Here is a 23015-nt window from a genome sequence, read left to right as displayed (position 1 = left end):
GCACTATGGCAAAAATATCCATTAACCTGGCTACAGGTTCACTGCAAAAAGAAGAGATCATCGTTGGAATTGATTTAGGGACTACCAATAGCCTCGTGGCCTTCATCAATCCGGATAAAAACCCTCAGGTCATTAATGATACTGGTAAAGGGCTTCTGGTGCCTTCTGTAGTGCATTTCAACAAACAAGGCGATACCCTTGTTGGGAATGAAGCCAAAGAATTCCTGGTTACAGATCCTGAAAATACCATATTTTCTGTAAAACGTTTACTTGGCCGCTCTTACAAAGATGTAGCCGGACATCAGGATACTTTTTCCTATAAAATTATTGACGACGAAAACGACGCGCTGGTAAAGATCAAAGCAGGAGATAAATTTTATACACCCATAGAACTTTCGGCCGAGATTTTAAAAGAACTGAAAGGCCGGGCTGAGCATGCACTGAAAACCCCTGTAAACAGGGCTGTAATTACAGTACCTGCTTATTTTAATGACAGTCAGCGTCAGGCCACCCGTGATGCAGGCCGTTTAGCAGGATTAGATGTATTGCGGATTGTTAACGAACCTACGGCTGCCAGTCTGGCTTACGGATTAGGCCTCGACCCCAGCCAGCAAAAAACCATTGCAGTGTATGACCTGGGTGGCGGAACATTTGACGTTTCCATATTGGCGATACAAAACGGGATTTTCGAAGTCCTGTCTACCAACGGCAATACCTTTTTAGGAGGCGATGATTTCGACCGTGCCATAGTACATTACTGGATAGAAAAAAACCAACTCAATACAGCAACGCTTACTGCAGCCCTGATGCAGTCGCTCCGCTTAAAGGCCGAAGAAGCCAAGAAAGCTTTAACCACGCAAAACCTGTTTAACGAAAAACTGGGTGAAATCTGGTGTACGCTGGACAGGCAAACCTTTGAACAGCTGATTGCCGCCAAGGTAGCGGAAACCATTAACTCCTGTAAGCAGGCCCTGGCCGATGCCAGACTGGATGTTACCGCCATTGATGAAGTGGTGCTGGTAGGTGGCTCAACACGCACACCTTACGTGAAACAGCAGGTGGCTGCCTTCTTTAACCGCGAACCGCACGATAAGATCAACCCGGATGAAGTAGTTGCCCTTGGTGCAGCCATACAAGCCGATATCCTCGCCGGAAACCGGTCCGATATTCTCCTGCTCGATGTTACCCCGCTTTCGCTGGGTATCGAAACCATGGGCGGTCTGATGGATGTGATCATTCCAAGAAATGCCAAAGTACCAACCAAGGCAGGCAGGCAATACACCACATCGCTGGACGGACAGGTAAACATGAAGATCTCTGTTTTCCAGGGCGAACGCGATCTGGTGAAGGAAAACAGGAAACTGGCAGAGTTCGACCTGAAAGGAATTCCGGCTATGCCTGCGGGCCTGCCGAAAGTGGACATCAATTTTATACTCAATGCCGATGGGATCCTCACTGTTCAGGCTATTGAACTTCGTTCCGGTGTTAAGCAGGAAATAGATGTAAAACCCAGTTACGGGCTTACAGACGATACGGTAGAAAAGATGCTGGTAGACAGTATTACCCATGCCAAAACCGATGTGGAACAGCGCATGCTCATCGAAGCCCGCAGCGAGGGTGAGCAACTGGTCTATACTGCCGAACGTTTCGTTGAAAAACATGCAGTATACCTTACAGCCGAAGAAATTTCGGAGACACAAAAATACATCGCAGCGCTGAAAGCAGCCTTATCCCATCCGGAAAAGGATGTTATCCTTAAAAAAACAGATGAACTGAACGAATTTACACGTCCTTTTGCGGAGCGGGTAATGGACGTAGCAGTTTCTTCGGCCATGAAGGGAAAAAGTATTGAATAAATAACCAGGCAATACTCCTGTTTGCATACGTTTACCATAATGAAGACAACATTTATTAGGGTAAGCCTTTGCGGGGTATTGCTGCTCTGCAGCTCCTGGGGCTTTTATGCCCATATGCGCATCAACCACCTGGCCGTTTTTACCTTGCCTGCGGGGATCAACTCTTTTTATAAAGCGAATATCAAATACCTTGCAGATCATGCGGTAGACCCGGATAAACGCAGGTATGCAGATACAGCCGAAGCAGCCAGGCATTATCTCGACGTTGAATGTTACGAGGCAAATATTGACAGCATTCCGCATCGTTGGCAGGATGCAGTAAACAGGTATGGGTTACAGAAATTAAATGCGAATGGAACGCTTCCATGGCAAATTCTAAAAAGCTATTTTCAGCTGGTCAATGCCTTCAAAAACCGCGATTCGATTAAAATATTGATTTACTCCGCCTACATAGGTCATTATCTTGCAGATGCACATGTGCCCTTGCATACCACTCAAAATCACGACGGGCAGCTGACCAATCAGACGGGCATAAACGCCTTTTGGGAAAGCAGGCTACCCGAACTGTTTGCGAAAAATTACAACTATGTAGTGGGGTCAGCAGGTTATATTGAAAACCCATTAAAAGAAGCCTGGAGGATAATCAGCAATACCCATAAAAAGGTAGATACGGTGCTCCGTTTCGAAGCCGCACTAAACGCCAGCTTCCCTGCCTATAGAAAATACAGCTATGCGGAAAGAAATAACCTGGTAAGCAGACAATATTCTCTTGCTTACTCAAAAGCATATCATAAAGGGTTGAACAATATGATAGAAAGGCAGATGCGTGCTTCCATTCTCGCTATTGGTTCTTACTGGTATTCTGCATGGATAGATGCCGGACAGCCTGAACTTAGCGCAATGAACTAGCTCACCCTCTCCTCTTCGGTCAGCACTTCCTCAGTTTTCACAACTGCTTTTTTGTTGAACTTAGATTTAACAGCAGCAAATATGGCCGGAAAGAAGGTAACTACGGCAATGACAACAATCACAATGTCGAAGTTTTTCTTTACCACGGGAATTTGTCCAAGTAAATAACCTGCAAGTAGCAGACTTGCAATCCAGGCCACACCGCCAATTACGTTAAACAGGGTAAACCGGCCAAAAGGCATTTTGGCAATACCAGCAACAAATGGGGCTATTGTTCTGAAAATAGGCAGGAAACGACTGAATATGATGGCCTTTCCACCGTGTTTCTCAAAAAACTCGTGCGACTGGTTGTAGTATTCCAATTTAAGGATTTTGTTATTGGGTTTAAATACCTTAACACCAAAATATCCGCCCAGTTTATAATTCAGGGAGTTACCCAGAATGGCGGCGGCAATCAGCAGCAGCATCATTACCCAGATGTTCAGTCCTGTATTTCCACCGGCAATCAATGCTCCCATGGCAAACAACAAAGAATCACCGGGCAAAAATGGGGTTACTACAAAGCCAGTTTCGGCAAAAATGATTAAGAAAAGAATGGCGTAAGTCCAGTTACGGTAATCTCTGATGATCTCTTCCAGGTGCTTATCAATATGCAACAGGAAGTCAACTATAAAGCTAAAAAATTCCAAGTGTCTTAAATTAAGCCCAAAAATAAAAATATCATGGCAATAACCATGATATTTTTGTGAATAGAATTGTCATAATATCTGTTCGGCAATCCAAATTAGTTTTGAACGATCACGTGACCTGTGACATTCACGTTAGAAGTACCATCAATCCATATGGTATAGTTTTTACCAGCTACGATACCGCCATCAATCACGTTCGGGCTCAGCACCCCTCCTACGGTTAAAGTAAATTTGGCACCTGGATCAACGCTGTTGTAAGTAGTACCAATATCACCATAAGCCAAAGAAGGAATAAGCACTGTAGATTGACCTACCTGAGAGACACTTACTGTACCATTTGTACCTGCGAAGCTATTAATGTAAAAAAATCTCACCTTAGCTTTACCGGCTGCCGGAGCTGTCATATCATCTCCCACAGCAAATACTCCCAGCTGTCCGCCGGTACTCTGATAATAAAAAACCGAGGCATTAACACCAATAGGGATATTAAAAGCCTGCGATTCTGCATTGGCGGTAGTACTTCCTGCATTTGTAAATTTAAAAGAATTAGCGCCCGAAGTAATGGCAAAATAGTCGGAAGCACTTCCATAGGCTACTGCAGTAGTATTTAGTTTTGTTGCATTGGCATAAAAGTCCTGTGAAGATGAACCCTGAACTGTATTCACATAACGCACCTTGGCCTCGCCAACAGGCTCCGGCTGTGGGTCATTTTTCTTACTACAAGAGCTTAATAATATTACAGCACTAACGCCGGCTATCGCAAAGGCCATCCAGGCCTTTGAGGACAATAAAAATGTTGGTTTCATATCTTCTATTTTTTTATTCGGTCAAAAACAAAATGGCTCGGTCAAAAACCAAGCCATTTATCATTATTTTGTTTATAAAATTAGTTGTAATTGTTTAACATAACCGGCATTACCAGCATCAGTACATCTTCATTCTCATTATTGGTCTGAGGGATCAGTAAGCCGGCCCTGTTCGGACTGGATAGCTCAAGTGTCACTTCTTCTCCGCTTAAATTGCTCAGCATCTCGATCAGGAACTTCGCATTAAAGCCGATCTCAAGGTCTTCACCTTCATACTGGCAGCTCAAACGTTCATGTGCTTCGTTGGCAAAATCAAGGTCTTCAGAGGAGATGTTCAATTCACTTCCATTGATCTTTAACCTTACCTGATGCGTTGTCTTATTGGCAAAAATAACCACACGACGCAGGGTATTCAAAAATAACGCCCTGTCGATTACCAGTTTATTTGGATTATTGGCAGGAATAACTGCTTCATAATCCGGGTAACGCTCGTCAATCAAACGACAAACCAGATTAATGTTCTCAAATTTAAAGAAGGCACTTGTTGCATTGTAATCAACGGACACATTGATGTCTGTTGAAGGCAATGCTGCTTTTAATAAAGTCAGGGCTTTTTTAGGCAGGATAAAAGACGAACTCTTATCTGCTTTGCTGTCCATACGCCTGTACCTTACCAGTTTGTGTGCATCTGTTGCCACAAAAGTGATGTATTGCTCAGAAAGCTGGCAAAAAACACCCGTCATGGCCGGACGTAATTCGTCGCTGCTCACTGCAAAAATAGTTTTGGTAATGGCTTCGGTTAAAACAGATGCCGGTAAATTTACTGAAGAAGCATTTTCAACAACAGGAATCTTCGGAAAATCATCTCCATTCTCTCCGCTCAGTTTATACTTACCATCACCTGCGCTGATCTCAATAGAGAAAGTGCTGTCGTCTATGTTGAACGAAATAGGCTGATCTGGTAATGTTTTCAACGTATCTAATAATATTCTGGCTGGCACAGCTACTTTCCCGCCCTCTTTGGATTCAACCGCTAAAGATGTGGTCATGCTGGTCTGTAAATCGGTAGCAGATATCGTTAAATTCCCTTCCTTAATCTCAAACAGGAAATTTTCCAGTATAGGCAAAACAGTGCTGCTGCTCGAGGCACCGTTAACTGTTTGCAAATGTTTTAAAAGCGTTGATGTGGATACAATAAATCTCATAGTTATGATCTAGTCAGTTCTCAAAAATATAAAAATTACCTTGCATACTTATGTTTACGGTAATAATGTTGAAAAATTGCGAATGATATTAACAATAATAAAGGAGCGAGGATATTAACCAGCTGCCATTGCAGCTTTTCGTTGCGCAAACGTGCCTTATCCAATAACCTGATTTTAACCTCTTTATTGCGCAGTTCAATTAAATTGTCATCATTCGACAAATAATCGGCAAGATTTAACAACAATGCTTTATTTCCGTAGTTCCGTTGCGTATATCGGTCGAAGCCAAGCGGAAAAGCAGAGCCATCCCGGCTACTGACCTGGTTTTTGAATACATCACCATCGCCGATCACTACCATTTTTGAAGGCTTTGCCACAACAGGCAAAGGATAGGCTTCATCAATACCGACAGGCAGTCCCCTGTTCAAAAATACGGAAGGAAAAATCCCTTCCAGCAGCACCCCGGTTACCTGCGGCACACTTGCATAGTCGCGCGGGTCTGGCTGCTCGGCCACCATTTGCAGGGAAAGCATTTTTGGTGCATTAAAAACCTTATTGAAGGGCGAACTGCGCAAGATCATCTTTTTGCTGATCCCTTTTACCGCTATCGTATCTACTGTACTTACAAACTCGCTTCTAACGCCGTCTATGTTCTTTACCAGCGCAACAGCAGTATCTGGCATCAGTAAAGGATAATATACCCAGGGGGCCATTTGAATTTCTCCCTGCGGGCCACCCATCGTTAAAGGGATCTCTGCGCAGTTGGCATCGGCAATGAGGTTATAATTTACCCTGGCCCCGTAGATAAACAGCATATCGTCCAGGTTTAGTTTCCGGTTAAAGGCCATTTGCTCAGTTTTCCCTTTTAAGCTATCCAGATCGGCACTCACCTGGTCTACACACCATACCACACGTCCTCCGTTCATCACAAAGTAATTGAGCTTATATTTTTCGGCTTCGGTAAATTCTTTCTGGGGTTTTGCAATAACCAGTAGCTTTAGCTTATCCAGTCCGGCCCGGTCAATCAGGTTCAGGTTTACCCTGCCCACCTCATAGCTGTCAGACAGGCTTTTGATGGCATCGTTTAAATGCTGGTCAGACAACTCCCCGTTGCCTTCGGTAAAGCCTATCCTGGGATGCTGCCCGCTCAATACCTTTTGTATGGCCGAGGTAAACACATATTCCAGATTCTGTATGGAATTGTTGATGTTTTCTTCATAGTTCCCCTCAGCATTCAGGTTTTGCAGCAGCTTCACCGGAAAATGGTTTTCTCCGGCTTCCACTATAGCCATGGGGAAGATGGTTTTCTGGGCAAAACCATTGTCGTTTTTGATGTTGAGATTGGTCGGCTCCACGCCCAGCTGGTACAGCTGATTGATGACCGTATCCTGTTCTGCCGCAGACAGCCCGCTCAGAGGGTCTGTAAATATAACTTTAACCGCTTTACCTGAATAAGCCCGGTAATCGGTCAGCAGATCTTTGGTTGCCGCTTGTAAACGTTTAAAGGCTGCCGGCAAATCGCCATCCAGAAAAACGGTGATCACAATGGGCTTTTGGGCCTTTTTTAAAATGGTTCTTGTCTTATCACTAAGCGTAAACCGTTTTTCCTTCGTAAAATCTATCCTGGTATAAATATACAGCGATGCGATATTGGCCAAAACAACCAGGGCAAGGACAATGCCTGCATTCAGCCAGTTTTTCCTGTTGTTTACCATTTCCGACCTCCTATGGCCAGCCGTGTTGCCGTAAGAAAGAGCAATACAAAGCTGATAAAGTAGATGAGGTCCCTGGTGTCCAGCACCCCTCTGCTCATCGATTGATAGTGTTCATTTACACTCAGCGCGAGCAGTGCCGTTTCAAAATACCTGAGGGCAAACACATGGCTCATGGCATCAAAGCCCATATAACAAATAAAGCAGGTAAACACGGCTATGGCAAAAGCAGTGACCTGGTTTTTGGTGATGGAAGAGGCAAAAATACCGATCGCGGCAAAGGCAGCCCCCAGCAACAGCAGCCCTATATAGGAACCAATTACTGCACCGGTATCTATGTTGCCTTTGGGCATACCCAACTGGACAACAGCATAATAATAGATCAGTGTGGGCAGCAAAGCAAACACTACCAGTAACAAACAGGCAAAGTATTTGGCCAGTAAAATCTGCCAGTCGCCAAGCGGCCTTGTAGCCAGTAAAATATAGGTGCCCTCTCTTCTTTCTTCTGCAAAAGAACGCATGCTAAGCGCAGGGATCAGAAACATAAACAGGAAGGGCGCCAGGCTAAAGAAACCAGTCAGTTCAGCATAGCCGTAATCCAGTATAGATGTATCAGGAAAAAACCAAAGCAGCAAACCTGCAGCCAGCAGGAACACCCCAATAGTAATATAGGCCATCAGCGAATTTAGCTGACTGAACAATTCCCTTTTAAAAACGGCGTACATGCATCCTCTAAAAATTATATCCTGCCCGTATTCCGGCAAATGAACGTGTACCGCCGCTTCTTGTCCAGCTCTCGTACCTGAGCCCAATATCCAGGCTTCCGTTTTTGCCTACAGGCCATGTGGTACCCAGGCCTGGCACATAAACAAAGGAAGTACCAGATCCCGAGCCGCTGGCAGTGGATATGGAAACACCCAACTCTGCAGCAGCATAAACCTTGCTGCCAAAAAAATACCTGGCTCCAGCCTTTATGGGTACAAAACCTTCCTTGTATTTGATGTTGGTAAAAACGTCGGGTCCATGAAACCTTAAATATCCCACATTACCGGTAATGCTCAGGTTATCGGCAACGGGTTTCTGGTACAGTAATGAAACACCGATCGCATAATCGGCAACATCTTTAAAATCGCCAACCGGAAAAGCGCCCTCCAGACCAAGGCCAATCTGCGATTCCCTTGATTTGGTTTGTGCATTCAACTGGTTAAACATTAAAAAAAGGGCCAGCGACAGGAATGAAATTTTCTTCAGCATATTTGTACTTATAGATCTTTTCTCAACAGGGTTTTCCAGCTGGTTTTGCTGGCAATCAGTTCATCCAGGTGTTTAATCTCGATGCGCTGCTGCTCCATGGTATCGCGGTGGCGGATGGTTACCGTATTGTCTTCCAGGGTCTGATGGTCCACGGTAACGCAGAAAGGCGTTCCAATGGCATCCTGGCGACGGTAACGTTTTCCAATGGCATCTTTTTCTTCATAAATGCAGTTGAAATCCAGTTTCAGGTTATCCATAATTTCCCTTGCTTTTTCAGGCAGTCCGTCTTTCTTGGTTAAAGGGAAGATAGCCACTTTATACGGGGCAAGACAAGGATGCAGGCGCAGCAGTGTTCTGCTGTCCTGTTTTTCTTCGGTGCTCAGGTCTTCCTCTTCAAAGGCATTGATCAGGGTAAGCAGGAACATGCGGTCTAAACCGATAGAAGTTTCAATTACATAAGGTACATAATTGCCATAAGGCTTGCCCTCTTCGTTAAGATCATTGTCAAAATACTGCATCTTCTTACCCGAGAATTTTTCGTGCTGCGAAAGGTCAAAATCAGTACGGCTGTGGATACCTTCTACTTCTTTAAAGCCGAAAGGAAATTCAAACTCAATATCTGTTGCGGCATTGGCATAATGCGCCAGTTTTACGTGATCGTGGTAACGGTATTTTTCAGCTGAAGTACCCAAAGCCTTGTGCCATTTCAGCCGCGCTTCTTTCCAGTAGGCAAACCATTTCTGGTCTTCGCCAGGCCTTACAAAGAACTGCATTTCCATCTGTTCAAACTCGCGCATCCGCATGATGAACTGGCGGGCAATCACTTCATTTCTAAAAGCTTTACCAATCTGGGCAATTCCGAAAGGAATTTTCATACGTCCTGATTTTTGTACATTCAGGAAGTTCACAAAAATTCCCTGGGCGGTTTCCGGGCGCAGGTAAACTTCCTCAGAACCCTCTGCCATAGCTCCAAACTGCGTACTGAACATCAGGTTAAACTGTCGTACCTCTGTCCAGTTTTTAGTTCCGCTTACAGGACAGGCAATTTCATGCTGCTCAATTAAGGTCTTTAGTTGCTGCAGGTTTTCGGCTTTAAGTGCCTCATCCATATCGGCCTGCAGTTTGGCCGCTTTATCTGTTTTACCGTCTTTTTCATAACGGGCTATTTTATCCTCCAGTAACTGGTCGGCACGATAGCGTTTCTTGGAATCTTTATTGTCGATCATCGGATCGTTAAAACCATCCACATGGCCGCTGGCCTTCCATACTTTAGGGTGCATAAAAATGGCAGAATCTATCCCCACAATATTTTCATGCATTTGCACCATGGCTTTCCACCAATAGGTCTTGATGTTGTTCTTTAATTCTGCACCCAGCTGTCCGTAATCATAAACTGCGCTCAGTCCGTCATAAATTTCGCTGCTTTGAAATACAAAACCATATTCCTTGGCGTGTGATATTACATTTTTAAATTGTTCGTCGTTAGTATTCTTTGCCATAATGATGCAAACTTAGATAAAATATTTTAATGGTTTTCATGAATGAGAACCTGTTTTTCCTACTTTTGAAAATGATCTCCGGTGCAAACCTAAAAATTAAATCAATTGAGCATTAAAGTACATCAGTTAGCCAAACATTTCGATAAACAAAAAGCTGTTGACGGGATTAGTTTTGAAGCAAAACCAGGAAGGATACTGGGTTTCCTTGGGCCAAATGGAGCGGGCAAGTCGACCACCATGCGTATGCTTACCGGCTATTTAAAACCAACATCCGGCACTGCCAGTCTGGCCGGCTATGACGTGCAGGTGCAGGCACTGGAAATGAAAAAGATCATGGGCTACCTGCCCGAAAATACCCCTTTGTATACCGACATGTATGTAAAGGAATTCTTATTGTTTGCAGCCAGCACCTACAAGCTGAAAGATGCCGCTTTAAAAGTGGAGGAAACGATCAGAAAAACAGGTTTAACTGCCGAACAGCACAAGAAGATCGGGATGCTGTCCAAAGGCTATAAACAACGGGTCGGGCTGGCTCAGGCCATTGTGCACGATCCGGAAGTGCTGATCCTGGACGAACCTACCTCCGGTCTGGACCCAAACCAGCTTAGCGATATCCGGGAACTCATCAGGAACCTGGGCAGAGACAAAACCGTTATCCTTTCCACACACATCATGCAGGAGGTAGAAGCGGTTTGTGACGATGTGATCATCATCAATAAAGGAAGCATCGTTGCCAACGACACCATTACTGGCCTTAAGGCACAGCATTCCGGCGCCACATTGGAGGAAATTTTCAGAACACTCACCTACAGTTAAATTTTCTACCCTCTGAAGGGGGATTTTTGAGGGAAAAACTATGTTTTTTTCGTTTTATTAAACAATGATTTTACCTTTGGCGAAAAATAAGCGATATTCTTGTCGCTTACGATTAAAATCAAATAGATTAACGTAAAAAACAAACCAACAAAATGAAAAAATTATTACTATCATTAATGATAGTGGGAGCAGGTATTGCTGCTTCTGCTCAAAGTCCGGTTAAATTTGGTATTAAAGCTGGCGCTAACTTTGCCAAGGTCTCTTCTGATGGAGAAGAGATGGGTGATGTTAAGTTAAATCCTTCTTTTTATGTAGGAGGTACCGTTGACTTTGCTGTAAGTGAAATTTTCTCTGTTCAGCCAGGCTTATTACTATCAGGTAAAGGAATGAAACTTGAAGGTACAGAAGATTTTTCAGATGGTGATGTTAGTGGCAAGGTGACTGCTACAGCCAAAAGAAATTTAATGTACATAGAAATCCCTGTTAATGCCGTTTTCAGTTTCCCAGCTGGCAATGGAAAGGTATTTTTAGGTGCAGGTCCATATTATGGCATTGCTGTTAGTGGTAAAGACAAAGCCAAAATCAGTGGAAACATAGACGGCCAGAAAATATCTTCTTCAACAGATAGTGATGTTGAATTCGGTAAAGATGGCGACGTTAAACGTGGAGATTTTGGCGTAAACTTTTTAGGTGGTTACCAATTGGGTAATGGCTTTAACATTCACGCCGGATACGGATTAGGATTGGGTAATATTGCTCAGGATTCTGACGACATTAAAGTAAACAACAGAGTATTGTCAGTTGGATTAGGGTTTTCTTTCTAGTCTAACTAATTTACAGAAAAAACGTCTGTCGGTTTCGGCAGGCGTTTTTTCGTGTTAAATATTCATAAATTATTTAATTCTCCTGTAACAATGGCAAAGTTTTTGTGTCTATGGAATAAATCAATTAGAAATTAAATAAAAAACACATGAAAAAATTATTTCTACTAACAGCTATCGCAGGTTTATTTGCATTTACTTCTGCTAATGCACAAGATGCAGCAATGTCAGGACCTAAATTAGGTATAGGCGCTGAATTCGGTTTCCCAATTGGAGATTTTGGTGATGTTTCTAAATTTGGTGTGGGAGGTTCTTTACTTTACCAACACCCAATTGCAAATAAATTGAACCTGACAGGTAGCGCTGGATATTTAAATTTTCAAGGAAAAGATCTTGATATTCCTGGAATTGGTACTGTAGATGGTGGCAACGCTGGTTATATCCCTGTAAAAGCCGGCTTAAGGTATTTCCTTGCAGAAAACATCTATGTAGGTGGAGAACTTGGTGCTGTGTTTGGAACTAAAGACGGAACGGGAACTGCTTTCGCTTATGCTCCAGGTGTTGGCGTTGAGTTTCCAGTTGCAGACAAATCAACTATCGAACTGGGGGGCCGTTATGAAGGATGGTCTAAAGATGGAACTCTTTCTTTCATTGGTTTAAGACTGGCCTGGAACTTCGGTTTGTAGTCAAGAATTAAAAATTATCAAAAAGCCCTGTTTGAATTATCAAACAGGGCTTTTTTAATGACTGGTTAATATAGATGGAAACGGTAATTTTACTTCTTTAAAACACTGCTCAAAGTATACTCCCAGTTCATCCTGGCAATATTCAATACCGATATGTTTTGCGGGCATTCTACCTCACAGGCTTCTGTATTGCTGCAATGCCCGAATGCTTCGGCATCCATCTGTCTTACCATGGCCAGTGCCCTTTTACGGGATTCTACCTTGCCTTGCGGCAGTTTAGCCAGGTGCGCTATTTTGGCAGAAGTAAACAGAGCTGCACTGGAGTTTTTACAGGTAGCTACACAAGCCCCGCAGCCAATACAGGCTGCAGAATCAAAAGCCGATTCCGCAGCTTCATGACTAACGGGAATGCCATTGGCCTCGGGTGCCTGTCCGGTATTTACCGACACAAAGCCACCAGACATGATGATCCTGTCGAAAGCCGAGCGGTCTACCTTCAAATCGCGCTTTACCGGAAAGGCCATTGCCCGGAAGGGTTCTACATAAATGGTATCCCCATCCTTAAACTCGCGCATGTGCAGCTGACAAGTGGTCAGATGTGCTACCGGTCCATGCGCCCGGCCGTTGATCATCATACCGCATTGCCCGCAAATCCCCTCCCTGCAGTCGTGATCAAACTCCACAGGCCTGTCACCCGCCAGCACCAGCTTTTCATTCAGCGTGTCCATCATTTCCAGGAATGACATATGGGGGATCACCCCATCCAATTCATAATCAACCAGTTTACCTTCACTCCCTGCATCACTCTGCCTCCAGATTTTCAGATATATCTTCATAACCTTACTGTTATTTATAGCTCCTTACTGCCAGTTCAACATTTTCAAATTTTAAGGGTTCGGGTACCAGCACCTCTTCCTTACCTGCTCCCTGGTACGCCCAGGCAGAAACGAAACAAAACTTCTCGTCGTTCCGCAGCGCCTCACCTTCAGGGCTCTGGTATTCTTCCCTGAAATGCGCCCCGCAGGATTCTTCACGGGTCAGCGCATCCTGGCACATCAGTTCTGCCACTTCCAAGTAATCGGCCACCCGACCTGCCTTCTCCAGTTCCCCGTTCATTTCATCTTCTTCGCCCGAAACCTTCAGGTTACTGTAAAAGTCGTTACGCAACTCCCGGATACCCGTTATGGCTTTCAGCAACCCTTCCCTGCTCCTCGACAAGCCGCAATAATCGTAAAGCAGCTTACCCAAAGTTTTATGGTAATGGTCGCTGGTTTTACTGCCCTTAATTTCCAGCAGGCCGGAAAGCTGTGCCCTTACACTTACCTCTGCGTCTACAAACTCTTGCCTCTCCAGATCCAGCCTGGGTTCTTTAATCTCCCCCGAAAGGTAATTGGAAACCGTATAAGGAGCCACAAAATACCCATCCACACAAGCCTGCAGCAGGGAGTTTGCGCCCAGGCGGTTGGCCCCATGGTCGGCAAAGTTGGCTTCCCCCAATGCAAACAATCCGGGTATGGTGGTCATCAGTTCATAGTCTACCCACAAACCGCCCATAGAAAAATGTGCCGCCGGCGATATCATCATGGGCTCTGTATAGGCATCCGAAGCTGTAATTTTACGGTACATATCAAACAGGTTGCCGTATTTTTCTTTGATCTTTTGTTTGCCCTGTTCTTTTATGGCTTTAGAAAAATCGAGATAAACTGCATTCTTTTGCGGCCCAACCCCAAAGCCAGCATCTATCCTTTCTTTCGCAGCACGCGAAGAGATATCGCGTGGCGCCAGGTTACCGAAGGCAGGGTATCGTCGTTCCAGGTAATAATCGCGTTCGGCCTCCGGGATGTCGTTTGGCGCCCGCTCTTCAGCAGCTTTCAATGGCACCCAGATCCTGCCATCGTTTCTTAACGACTCCGACATCAGCGTGAGCTTAGACTGATAGCTTCCAGATTGCGGCAGCGAGGTGGGGTGCACCTGCGTCCAGCTCGGGCAAGCCATAAATGCCCCTTTCTTATGCGCCCGCCAAATGGCCGATGCATTGCAGCCCATGGCCAGGGTAGACAAATAATAAATCTTGCCAAAGCCACCGGTAGCCAGAATTACTGCATGTGCAGTATGCCTTTCGATCTCGCCTGTGTCGAGGTTACGTACAATTATGCCCCTGGCCTTTCCATCCACCACAACCAGTTCCATCATCTCATGCCGCGTATGCAATGTTACTCCTTTGGCAGCCACCTGGCGCATCAAAGCCTGATAGGCGCCCAGCAGCAATTGCTGACCGGTTTGCCCCCTGGCATAAAAAGTACGGCTTACCTGTACGCCACCAAAAGAACGGTTGTTTAAATAGCCGCCATACTCCCGGCCAAAAGGCACACCCTGTGCCACGGCCTGATCGATCAGCTGGGCGGAACACTCTGCCAGCCGGTATACATTGGCTTCGCGCGAGCGGAAATCGCCGCCCTTAATCGTATCATAAAACATACGGTAAACGCTATCGCCATCATTTTTATAGTTTTTAGCCGCATTAACCCCACCCTGGGCAGCTACAGAATGCGCGCGCCTGGCCGAGTCCTGAAAGCAGAAAGCCGTAACATGATAGCCCATCTCGGCCAGCGATGCCGCAGCAGAGCTGCCTGCAAGTCCGGTCCCCACCACAATCACATCCAGCTTTTTACGGTTTGCCGGATTCACCAGCTTTGCATGGTCTTTATAATAATTCCATTTATCTTTTAACGGACCGGGAGGTATTTTTGCGTTCAGTTCCATAAAACATATTGGCTTAGGTAAATATAAAGGGGTATAATGGCAAAGCCGATGGCAATGATATAACTGTACCAGGCACCAAAAACCCTGATCCATCGTACATATTTAGGGTGATAAACACCCAGACTGCGGGCCGCGCTGAAAAAGCCGTGCAGCAGGTGGAAACCGACAGCAAACATGGCCAGCATATACAACAGCACATACCACCAGTCGCGGTAAACCCCAACTACCACGCCATACAAATCTTTGTGTCCCTGCTGATCAAGGGGCAGATCGCCGAATTTATACTGGTACCAGAAGTCCTTAAAATGAAAAACCAGAAAAACCAGTATGATGGTACCCAGAATACCCATATTGCGCGAATACCACCTGCTCGATACCGTCCGCTGATCGTGCAGGTACTTGCCTGCTACTTTTTTATTTTTCAGTGTAATGAGCAGTGCGTCCAGGCAATGGATGACAATAGATGTATACAGCACATAGGAAATGATTTTAATGAAAATATTACCCGATAAAAGCTGGGAATAACTGTTAAAGCTTTCCCGCGCCTGCGCTGCAGGCAAGAGCAGCTGCAGATTGCCCAGCAAATGGATTACCAGGAAAAAGCACAGGAACAATCCTGTGAGCGCCATCAGCGTTTTACGCATCAGGGTAGAAAATGTACCTTTCTGATCCATAGATAAAAAATTAATAAACACCTATTGCTTTCCACCACAGCCCGCCTATCCCCATCCAGATCACGATAAAGATGATGCTCAGTATAAAACCGCGCGACCACCATTCTTTCACTTCAACAAAGGTACTTCCAAAAAATACCGGCGCAGGACCATGGCCGTAATGGGTTAAAGTGCCGTAAATACCACCGCAAAAACCTAAGGATAAGGCCAGCAGCATAGGCGGGATGCCTACCGAAACACCAACCCCCAGCAAAGCGGCATACATGGAGGCCACATGCGCAGTTGCACTGGCAAACATGTAATGACTATAAAAATAAACCAGGATAATGATGGGAAAGGCCATTGTCCAGCTCATATGACCTATTTTAGCTTTTACCAATTCGCTAAACCAGGGGATTAAACCCAGCTGGTTCAGGGCACTGCCCATCATCACCAGGGCCGAAAACCATACGATGGTGTCCCAGGCATTTTTCTCACTCTTCACATCGTCCCAGGTCAGCACCTGCGAAAGCAATAAAAACACAAGGCCTATAAATGCGGTGGTGGTGGCATCAATCTTAAAAATATCACCGGTGATCCACAGGAACAGCAGCACAAAAAAAGCAGTCAGCATCAGCCACTCATTGCGGGTAACCGCGCCCATTTCTTTCAGCTTTTCTGCTGCCATCTTTGTAGCGCCCTGGGTCTTTTTCAGTTCAGGGGGATAAATCTTGTAGAGGATATAAGGGATGGCAATCAATGATACGATCCCTGGTATCAATGCAGCCCACATCCATGACATCCAGGTGATGTGTATGCCCAGGTCGGCCGCAAATTTCTGGCACATCGGGTTACTTGCCGTGGCGGTAAGGAACATCGAAGAGGTAATGAGGTTGATGTTGTAACAGTTAAGCGACAGGTAAGCGCCCAGCTTGCGGTGTGTTTCGGGCTGTTCGGGGACTGAACCAAAATTAAGCGCCATAGATTTCATGATGGGATAAATGATCCCCCCTCCCCGGGCCGTATTGCTCGGAATGGCCGGAGCAAGTACCAGATCTGCCAGGCCAAGGCCATAACCCAGCCCCAATGAACTTCTGCCGAATATCCGGATGAAAAGATAGGCAATCCTACTGCCCAGCCCGGTTTTTATAAAGCCCCGGGCAATGAAAAAGGAAATGCCGATAAGCCAGATCACTTTATCACCAAAGCTACTCAGGGCCAAAGAGATGGACTTACCCGGGTTACCCGGGGCAAGCACGCCTGTTAAAGCTACTATGGCAATGGCAATCATAGACATGGTACCCATAGATGCCGCTTTAAGGATAATGCCCAGAATGGTGGCCAGGAAAATGGCCAGTAAATGCCAGGCTTCAGGTTTTACGCCTTCCGGCACGGGAATGAACCAGATCAGTAACCCAAAGGCCAGGGTTACCAGAATCATTTTGTAGTTGATCTCTTTCATGGGTATATTTTATTGTTTAGTTCCGACAATTAAAATCTGGCCTGCACCTGGCAAATCAGCCTGTTGGTATTGTACTGCGTGGTATTCGGTATGTTGTTTTGATACCTGTCCATCAGCAGACCAACCTGCACCCTGATGGCATAAGCTTCGGCAAAAGAAGCACTCACCATAGGAATATAACTTTGCCTGGCATTGCCCTGCTGTTTAAAATCGGCATCCAGGTATTCATAGCGAAAGGCTACCTCCAGGCTTTTCAGGCGTGTATGCTTAAAGCTATAACCGGCGTTTGGCTGCAGATAAATGCCCCGCATTCCAAAATGGCCGACTGGTACGAGCGGGTCGGTCTGGTCAAAATAAGCAACACTGTTTACCCCTTGTTTATACTCCGAAACCATTTCTATGTTCCACCTTTCATCCAGCTGTTTTTTATAGTCGATATCCGCACCCCAGGCCCAAATTTTCTGGCCCATATTTTTACCCGCACCTCCGCTCAGGCCCAGTTCCGTACTTTTCCCCAGGCCAAACACCAGTCGCGCCGGGACGATCTTTCCATCGTCGTTATCGCCGGTTTGGTTCCGGTTGTTCCCGTTGTAAACACCGATATAATATTTTATGGGTACAGCGAGGTCTTTAATTGACCCGAAATAGCTGGCCCCAATCTGAAAACTCTGCCAGCTGTTGGCGCCAAAAAGATAATACCCGTTGGAATAATCTATGGAGCGCACAAAATCTACAGGATAATTGTCTTCCTGACCAAACTGCGGCCTGAACTGACCAAATTGAAAATTCACATAGTCGTTTATACTGTACTTGATAAAGGCATTTTCGAGCACCTTATTTTGGGGGTTACCTGTAAAATCGCCAAAGTTGACCAGGATAACTGCATTGATGCGGTCGCTGATGGTCGCGTTCAGTTGAAGCCGGGCACGTTTTACAGAAAAAGAATTTCGTGAAAAATACTCGGTTCCGGTATGGTGCTTTCCGGCTATGTCTACATCTTTATCCAGCGAATAGTTAAATTGCGTTTGCAGCATTCCGGAGAAATTGATTTTGCTTTTTTCAGACAAGTTCACATTTATTCCCTGGGCATTTATCAGCGCAGGTAAAAACAACAAAAGGTAAAAGCAGGTTTGTTTGAAGTAAGAGAGCTTCATAGGCGCTTTAATTAGGTGGGTAGTGGTATACTAATATAAACAAAATTTTCTTCATTTAGTTTTGTGTTTAACTTAATCGTAAAAACAGGATATGCTCATGGCTTCCTGCAAAATAGAGGACAGCTTACACACCCGGTATCGGACATCCAGTATACACCTTAAGTAAACGGTTAACTGCCCCGGTGCCGAGCCGGACTTTCTTCGGGTTTTCCTCGCCTCAAACCAAACAAACCCCGAAGAAAGTCCGAAGAAACCCCGACGAGACTGCGAAGCGGATAAAGTCTAACTCTAGAACAGCAATGGTACTACAGAGGAACATTAAACTGGCTTAAGTTTTGCTCAGCTGAGCCTATGAGACCCTTACTAGCATTTACCTTTTTTATCCTGTCAGTCCTAACCCTGCAAGCACAAAACACCAATGGCTGGACCAAAGAAGAATTGAGGATGGCCAATACAGCCGGGAATGCCGATTACCTTAGCGGTGAAGAAAAAGACATGGTGATTTACATGAACCTTGCGCGGATGGACGGAGAACGATTCTTTAACACCTTTTTACAGGACTTTATTGATGCACACAATGAGCAGATGAAACAATACAGCAATTATGAAAGGTTAAAGATAGACAGGAACGATAAGTATTACCGCAGCCTGAAAAACGACCTTAAAAACATCAAACTGCTGCCTGTTTTCTGGCCGGATGAAGCGCTAAGCCAGGTAGCTAAGCTACATGCAAAAGATCTGGGCAGGAACAATTTTGCCAAGCACAACTCCAGCGATGGAAGAACCCCTAAAGACCGGATCGGAAAACTGTACCCGAAAAGATCCAGCGGGGAAAACCTGGCTTTTGGTTTTTCGAGCGGACTCGGCAACATCTGCCTGCTCCTGATCGATAAAGGAGTACCTGACCTGGGCCACAGGAAACTCATTTTGAACACCTCATACCAGTTAAATACAGTAGGATTAAGCATACAACCGCACAAAACCTACCGCTATTGCGCAGTGATTGATTTTGTAAGCCTGCCAGATTAACATATAAATAAAATACATGGCTATATTTTTTGATTTTGATAAAAATGTATCGAAATTTGCAGCATGAATTTCAATATCCATAATGACTTCAGTCAGTAAGCCCCCGGTCAGCTAAAAAATCATCGATCCGGGGGATACATTTTTATTCGTTTCAAATACCAGCTCATTTTATTTTATCATGGAAAATCAGAAAATCACCAAGGTGATTGGAAAAGTATTGCTCTGGTTAGCATTAACCGGAATTCTTGCCCTTATTATAGCAGCCTTTTACCAGGCTTCCTCATTTTATCTGCTCATTGCCCTGCCTTTGATCTTAATCACTGCGATAAGTTACGACCGTTTTCAGTCCAAACATGCCGTATTGAGGAATTACCCCGTTGTAGGCAGGTTACGTTACTTCTTTGAAGCCATAAGACCTGAAATGAGGCAGTATTTTTTCGAGTCAGACCTCGATGGAAAACCCTTCAACAGGCGTCAGCGTTCTATTGTTTACCAAAGGGCAAAAAACGAAAGGGAGACTGTTGCCTTTGGTATGCAGGTAGACCCCTACCAGCAAGGCTACGAATGGGTATCCCACAGCATTTATCCTAAAAAACTGGCCAGTACCGATTTGCGGGTAACTGTGGGTAACCAGCAATGTACCCAACCTTACAGCTTAAGCATACTCAATATCGGTGCAATGAGTTTCGGTGCCTTGAGCCGCACAGCTATTATGGCCCTGAATCATGGCGCGAAATTAAATGGCTTTGCGCACAATACGGGTGAAGGTGGTATCAGTCCGCACCATGTTAAGGGTGGTGCAGACCTGATCTGGCAGATTGGTACCGGTTATTTTGGTTGTCGCGATAACGAAGGCAATTTTGATCCGGCCCTGTTCCAGAAGAATTCCAGGCGCAGTTATGTAAAAATGATCGAGATCAAATTGTCGCAAGGCGCAAAACCTGGCCACGGTGGTATTTTGCCTGCTGCTAAAAACACACCCGAGATTGCGGAGATCAGGAGCGTTCAGCCCGGAACAACGGTCATATCGCCACCTGCCCACAGCACCTTTGATGATGCAACAGGGCTGATGCATTTTGTAGCACAGTTGCGCGAACTTTCGGAAGGCAAACCGGTTGGTTTTAAACTGTGTGTAGGGAGTAAACAGGAATTTCTGGACATTTGTACAGCCATGCTGGCCACGGGCATCTGTCCGGATTTTATCACCATAGATGGCGCCGAGGGCGGCACGGGTGCTGCTCCGCTGGAGTATACCGATTATGTGGGAATGCCACTGCTTGATGCCCTGGCCTTTGTCAGTTCATCGTTAACAAAACTGGGCTTAAGAAAGCAGGTTAAAATTCTGGCTTCAGGAAAGATCATTACCGGGTTCGACATCATGAAGGCCGTGTCGCTGGGGGCCGATGCCTGCTACAGCGCCCGTGGTATGATGATGGCCCTGGGTTGCATACAGGCTTTGAAATGTGACAGCGGCAAATGCCCCGTAGGCATTGCTACGCAGGACAAGAGCCTTTATAAAGGAATTGATGTGACCGATAAAAAACACAGGGTAGCCAATTTCCATAAAAATACCCTGCACGCTACGGCAGAACTGATGGAAGCCTGTGGATTTGGCAGCCTGGAAGGCATCAGCCCGGAACATTTTCACCGCAGGATTGATACTACCCGGACCATGAATTTCAAAGACATCTATTTTGGAGCTGTTGCAGGTTAATTTATTTTAAACAAATGATGACCAAATTACTTAAATTGGCAGCCTCAAATTAAAACCATTGAAAAAACGACATATCATTACGCTGAACCTGTATGCTGCGCTTGCCTACAGGTTTTTGCTATTAATGTTCCTGTATACACTTTGCCGGCTGGGCTTTTACTTTTTTAACCACAACCTGTTTCAGCATGTCACCCTACCCAAATACCTGTACATGTTATGGGGTGGTTTAAAGTTTGATGTGTCGGCACTGATCTATATCAACCTGATATTTATCCTGCTGCAGATCATTCCTTTTCCTTTCAGGTATAAGGAAGGTTACCAGCGTTGCTGTAAATGGCTTTTCATTGTCAGCAACAGCCTGGGCATCCTGGCCAATTTTGCAGATTTTGCTTATTTCAAGTATACCCTTAAAAGAACTACCGCAACCGTGTTCAGCCAGTTCAGCAATGAGCAGAACAAGCTGAAACTGTTTATGGATTTTCTGGCAGACTACTGGTACCTCTTCCTGCTGTATGCCCTCTTCATCTGGATATTCGTCTGGCTTTACCAACTGGTGAAGGTTAAAAAACCAACCAGCTACAAATGGCCTGCATATGTTTTGCATACCGTATTGCTGTTTGCCATTGCACTGGTATGCCTTACCGGGGTGCGTGGCGGCTGGGGTTTCGGGACACGCCCGATTACCCTGAGCAACGCCGGTGAATTTGTAGACACGCCAGATCAGATGAGCCTGGTGCTGAACACACCATTCTGCATATTCAGGACATTGAAAGCTTCCAAATTAAAGCCGGTAAATTATTATGATGAACAAACGCTGAACAGCCTTTACAATCCTGTCCATAAACCTTCGGACACCGCAAAATTCAAACCCCTCAACGTAGTTTTTCTGATCATCGAAAGCCTGGGCAAGGAGCATGTTGGGAGTTTAAATACCGACCTGGAGGGTGGGAAATACAAAGGTTACACCCCATTTATTGATTCCCTTGTTTCACAGAGTTATACTTTTACAAAGACCTATGCCAACGGGCGCAAATCTATTGATGCCCTGCCTTCGGTCATTACCAGTATTCCCGGCATCAGGGAGCCTTTTATATTGTCCATTTACTCGGGCAACAAAACCACCAGTATAGCCAAACTACTGGGCGATAAAGGTTATGAAACTGCATTCTTTCATGGTGCGCCCAATGGTTCCATGGGTTTTTCGTCCTATACGCACCTGGCTGGCATTAAACACTACTTCGGACAGAACGAATACAAGAACACCGGCGATTCGGATGGTACCTGGGGCATCTGGGATGATCCTTTTATGCAGTACATGGCACATACCATGAACACCTTTAAACAGCCCTTTTTCTCGAGTTTCTTCTCGCTTTCCTCTCATCACCCTTTCCGGCTTCCTGATGAGTACGTAGGCAAGTTCCCCAAAGGGCCGCTGCCGGTACAGGAGGTACTGGGCTATACCGATATGGCCCTGCGCAATTTTTTCAGAACAGCTTCGACCATGCCCTGGTACAAAAACACCCTGTTTGTACTTTGCGCGGACCATGCTACGGTTTCCTATTTCCCGGAATACCAGACCACACCGGGCTATTTTTCGATCCCCATCATTCTGTATTATCCTGGCGGAAACCTGAAAGGGAAATCGGACAAAGTGGTACAGCAACTGGACATCATGCCTACGGTGCTCAACTACCTGCATTATGACAAACCTTATTTTTCTTTTGGCTTTGATGCTTTTGCAAAAGGGAATGATAACTTTGCCATCAACAACAACGACGGGAACTTTAACTTTTACCAGGGCGATTACATGCTGGTAAATGATGGCAAACTGAACGTTGCGCTGTATAACTTAAAAACAGACCGTCTGACCAGGAACAACATTTTGACCAAAGAACCGTTAATTGCGGAGCAGATGGAAAAATACCTGAAGGCTTTTGTACAACAGTATACCAACAGAATGATTGACAATACCTTAACAGCACCATAG

The 23015-nt window shown here is 45.2% G+C and carries 20 protein-coding genes; 8 read left to right on the top strand and 12 right to left on the bottom strand.

Annotated elements, in window-relative coordinates; genetic code table 11:
* Positions 1 to 5 precede the first annotated feature (5 nt).
* Both hscA and ABIE26_RS16895 read left to right on the top strand, forming a co-directional pair.
* On the top strand, positions 6 to 1856 hold the full coding sequence (hscA, locus tag ABIE26_RS16900; RefSeq protein ID WP_310143964.1) for a Fe-S protein assembly chaperone HscA: 1851 nt from the start codon (positions 6 to 8) through the stop codon (positions 1854 to 1856).
* 39 nt (positions 1857 to 1895) lie between these two features.
* Positions 1896 to 2765, top strand: coding sequence for a zinc dependent phospholipase C family protein (locus ABIE26_RS16895; protein WP_354376154.1), 870 nt, complete (start codon positions 1896 to 1898; stop codon positions 2763 to 2765).
* On the opposite strand, the gene ABIE26_RS16890 is transcribed toward ABIE26_RS16895, so the two are convergent.
* The 7 genes from ABIE26_RS16890 to ABIE26_RS16860 form a co-directional block, all read right to left on the bottom strand.
* Positions 2762 to 3454: a DedA family protein gene (locus tag ABIE26_RS16890; RefSeq protein ID WP_310143958.1), complete on the bottom strand. Its 693-nt coding sequence runs from the start codon at positions 3452 to 3454 to the stop codon at positions 2762 to 2764. The two genes, ABIE26_RS16895 and ABIE26_RS16890, sit on opposite strands and share 4 nt — an antisense overlap.
* A gap of 95 nt (positions 3455 to 3549) precedes the next feature.
* Positions 3550 to 4260 carry a DUF4397 domain-containing protein gene (locus tag ABIE26_RS16885; RefSeq protein ID WP_310143955.1) on the bottom strand — a complete coding sequence of 237 codons (711 nt, stop codon included), beginning with the start codon at positions 4258 to 4260 and terminating at the stop codon, positions 3550 to 3552.
* 80 nt (positions 4261 to 4340) lie between these two features.
* On the bottom strand, positions 4341 to 5465 hold the full coding sequence (dnaN, locus tag ABIE26_RS16880; protein ID WP_310143953.1) for a DNA polymerase III subunit beta: 1125 nt from the start codon (positions 5463 to 5465) through the stop codon (positions 4341 to 4343).
* A 35-nt stretch (positions 5466 to 5500) separates the two neighbouring features.
* Positions 5501 to 7180: a gliding motility-associated ABC transporter substrate-binding protein GldG gene (gene gldG, locus ABIE26_RS16875; protein WP_310143950.1), complete on the bottom strand. Its 1680-nt coding sequence runs from the start codon at positions 7178 to 7180 to the stop codon at positions 5501 to 5503.
* Positions 7174 to 7902 carry a gliding motility-associated ABC transporter permease subunit GldF gene (gene gldF / locus ABIE26_RS16870; RefSeq protein WP_310143947.1) on the bottom strand — a complete coding sequence of 243 codons (729 nt, stop codon included), beginning with the start codon at positions 7900 to 7902 and terminating at the stop codon, positions 7174 to 7176. The genes gldG and gldF overlap by 7 nt, the downstream gene beginning before the upstream one ends.
* 7 nt (positions 7903 to 7909) lie before the next feature.
* On the bottom strand, positions 7910 to 8431 hold the full coding sequence (locus ABIE26_RS16865; protein WP_310143945.1) for a hypothetical protein: 522 nt from the start codon (positions 8429 to 8431) through the stop codon (positions 7910 to 7912).
* Between the two features lie 8 nt (positions 8432 to 8439).
* Complete coding sequence (locus tag ABIE26_RS16860; protein WP_310143942.1) at positions 8440 to 9930, bottom strand: glycine--tRNA ligase; 1491 nt, start codon at positions 9928 to 9930, stop codon at positions 8440 to 8442.
* A gap of 105 nt (positions 9931 to 10035) precedes the next feature.
* On the opposite strand from ABIE26_RS16860, the gene ABIE26_RS16855 reads away from it, so the two are divergent.
* The 3 genes from ABIE26_RS16855 to ABIE26_RS16845 all read left to right on the top strand — a co-directional run bounded on the left by ABIE26_RS16855 (position 10036) and on the right by ABIE26_RS16845 (position 12253).
* Entirely contained in the window at positions 10036 to 10746 is a 711-nt protein-coding gene (locus tag ABIE26_RS16855) for an ATP-binding cassette domain-containing protein (protein WP_310143939.1), read from the top strand.
* A gap of 152 nt (positions 10747 to 10898) precedes the next feature.
* Positions 10899 to 11570: a porin family protein gene (locus ABIE26_RS16850; RefSeq protein ID WP_310143936.1), complete on the top strand. Its 672-nt coding sequence runs from the start codon at positions 10899 to 10901 to the stop codon at positions 11568 to 11570.
* A gap of 146 nt (positions 11571 to 11716) precedes the next feature.
* The gene (locus ABIE26_RS16845) at positions 11717 to 12253 is read left to right on the top strand and encodes an outer membrane beta-barrel protein (protein WP_310143934.1); all 537 of its coding nucleotides are present in this window, start codon (positions 11717 to 11719) and stop codon (positions 12251 to 12253) included.
* Positions 12254 to 12342: 89 nt separating this feature from the next.
* On the opposite strand, the gene ABIE26_RS16840 is transcribed toward ABIE26_RS16845, so the two are convergent.
* The 5 genes from ABIE26_RS16840 to ABIE26_RS16820 are packed head-to-tail and all read right to left on the bottom strand — an operon-like array spanning position 12343 to position 18285.
* On the bottom strand, positions 12343 to 13089 hold the full coding sequence (locus ABIE26_RS16840) for a succinate dehydrogenase/fumarate reductase iron-sulfur subunit (protein WP_310143931.1): 747 nt from the start codon (positions 13087 to 13089) through the stop codon (positions 12343 to 12345).
* Positions 13090 to 13099: 10 nt separating this feature from the next.
* Positions 13100 to 15016, bottom strand: a complete 1917-nt coding sequence (locus ABIE26_RS16835) for a fumarate reductase/succinate dehydrogenase flavoprotein subunit (protein WP_310143929.1) — start codon at positions 15014 to 15016, stop codon at positions 13100 to 13102.
* Entirely contained in the window at positions 15007 to 15690 is a 684-nt protein-coding gene (locus tag ABIE26_RS16830; protein ID WP_310143926.1) for a succinate dehydrogenase cytochrome b subunit, read from the bottom strand. The genes ABIE26_RS16835 and ABIE26_RS16830 overlap by 10 nt, the downstream gene beginning before the upstream one ends.
* Before the next feature lie 10 nt (positions 15691 to 15700).
* Positions 15701 to 17131, bottom strand: a complete 1431-nt coding sequence (locus ABIE26_RS16825) for an anion permease (protein WP_310143922.1) — start codon at positions 17129 to 17131, stop codon at positions 15701 to 15703.
* A gap of 29 nt (positions 17132 to 17160) precedes the next feature.
* Positions 17161 to 18285, bottom strand: a complete 1125-nt coding sequence (locus ABIE26_RS16820) for a porin (RefSeq protein ID WP_310143919.1) — start codon at positions 18283 to 18285, stop codon at positions 17161 to 17163.
* A gap of 351 nt (positions 18286 to 18636) precedes the next feature.
* Here ABIE26_RS16820 and ABIE26_RS16815 point away from each other — a divergent pair, with 351 nt between their 5' ends.
* The 3 genes from ABIE26_RS16815 to ABIE26_RS16805 all read left to right on the top strand — a co-directional run bounded on the left by ABIE26_RS16815 (position 18637) and on the right by ABIE26_RS16805 (position 23015).
* The gene (locus ABIE26_RS16815; RefSeq protein ID WP_310143917.1) at positions 18637 to 19314 is read left to right on the top strand and encodes a CAP domain-containing protein; all 678 of its coding nucleotides are present in this window, start codon (positions 18637 to 18639) and stop codon (positions 19312 to 19314) included.
* Positions 19315 to 19492: 178 nt separating this feature from the next.
* The gene (locus tag ABIE26_RS16810; protein ID WP_310143914.1) at positions 19493 to 21028 is read left to right on the top strand and encodes an FMN-binding glutamate synthase family protein; all 1536 of its coding nucleotides are present in this window, start codon (positions 19493 to 19495) and stop codon (positions 21026 to 21028) included.
* 58 nt (positions 21029 to 21086) lie between these two features.
* Positions 21087 to 23015, top strand: a complete 1929-nt coding sequence (locus ABIE26_RS16805) for an LTA synthase family protein (protein ID WP_310143911.1) — start codon at positions 21087 to 21089, stop codon at positions 23013 to 23015.

It is taken from the genome of Pedobacter africanus, assembly GCF_040548825.1.
Taxonomy (GTDB): domain Bacteria; phylum Bacteroidota; class Bacteroidia; order Sphingobacteriales; family Sphingobacteriaceae; genus Pedobacter; species Pedobacter africanus_A.
Note: the sequence above shows the minus strand (reverse complement) of the source record. Positions and strands in the feature narration are given on the sequence as shown.

Coding starts and splice junctions, on each gene's coding strand:
- ABIE26_RS16885 (WP_310143955.1), bottom strand. CDS start 4,260: ATGAAACCAACATTTTTATTGTCCTCAAAGGCCTGGATGGCCTTTGCG.
- ABIE26_RS16860 (WP_310143942.1), bottom strand. CDS start 9,930: ATGGCAAAGAATACTAACGACGAACAATTTAAAAATGTAATATCACAC.
- ABIE26_RS16810 (WP_310143914.1), top strand. CDS start 19,493: ATGGAAAATCAGAAAATCACCAAGGTGATTGGAAAAGTATTGCTCTGG.
- ABIE26_RS16845 (WP_310143934.1), top strand. CDS start 11,717: ATGAAAAAATTATTTCTACTAACAGCTATCGCAGGTTTATTTGCATTT.
- ABIE26_RS16825 (WP_310143922.1), bottom strand. CDS start 17,131: ATGAAAGAGATCAACTACAAAATGATTCTGGTAACCCTGGCCTTTGGG.
- ABIE26_RS16895 (WP_354376154.1), top strand. CDS start 1,896: ATGAAGACAACATTTATTAGGGTAAGCCTTTGCGGGGTATTGCTGCTC.
- ABIE26_RS16830 (WP_310143926.1), bottom strand. CDS start 15,690: ATGGATCAGAAAGGTACATTTTCTACCCTGATGCGTAAAACGCTGATG.
- ABIE26_RS16850 (WP_310143936.1), top strand. CDS start 10,899: ATGAAAAAATTATTACTATCATTAATGATAGTGGGAGCAGGTATTGCT.
- dnaN (WP_310143953.1), bottom strand. CDS start 5,465: ATGAGATTTATTGTATCCACATCAACGCTTTTAAAACATTTGCAAACA.
- ABIE26_RS16835 (WP_310143929.1), bottom strand. CDS start 15,016: ATGGAACTGAACGCAAAAATACCTCCCGGTCCGTTAAAAGATAAATGG.
- ABIE26_RS16820 (WP_310143919.1), bottom strand. CDS start 18,285: ATGAAGCTCTCTTACTTCAAACAAACCTGCTTTTACCTTTTGTTGTTT.
- ABIE26_RS16840 (WP_310143931.1), bottom strand. CDS start 13,089: ATGAAGATATATCTGAAAATCTGGAGGCAGAGTGATGCAGGGAGTGAA.
- ABIE26_RS16865 (WP_310143945.1), bottom strand. CDS start 8,431: ATGCTGAAGAAAATTTCATTCCTGTCGCTGGCCCTTTTTTTAATGTTT.
- gldG (WP_310143950.1), bottom strand. CDS start 7,180: ATGGTAAACAACAGGAAAAACTGGCTGAATGCAGGCATTGTCCTTGCC.
- gldF (WP_310143947.1), bottom strand. CDS start 7,902: ATGTACGCCGTTTTTAAAAGGGAATTGTTCAGTCAGCTAAATTCGCTG.
- hscA (WP_310143964.1), top strand. CDS start 6: ATGGCAAAAATATCCATTAACCTGGCTACAGGTTCACTGCAAAAAGAA.
- ABIE26_RS16815 (WP_310143917.1), top strand. CDS start 18,637: ATGAGACCCTTACTAGCATTTACCTTTTTTATCCTGTCAGTCCTAACC.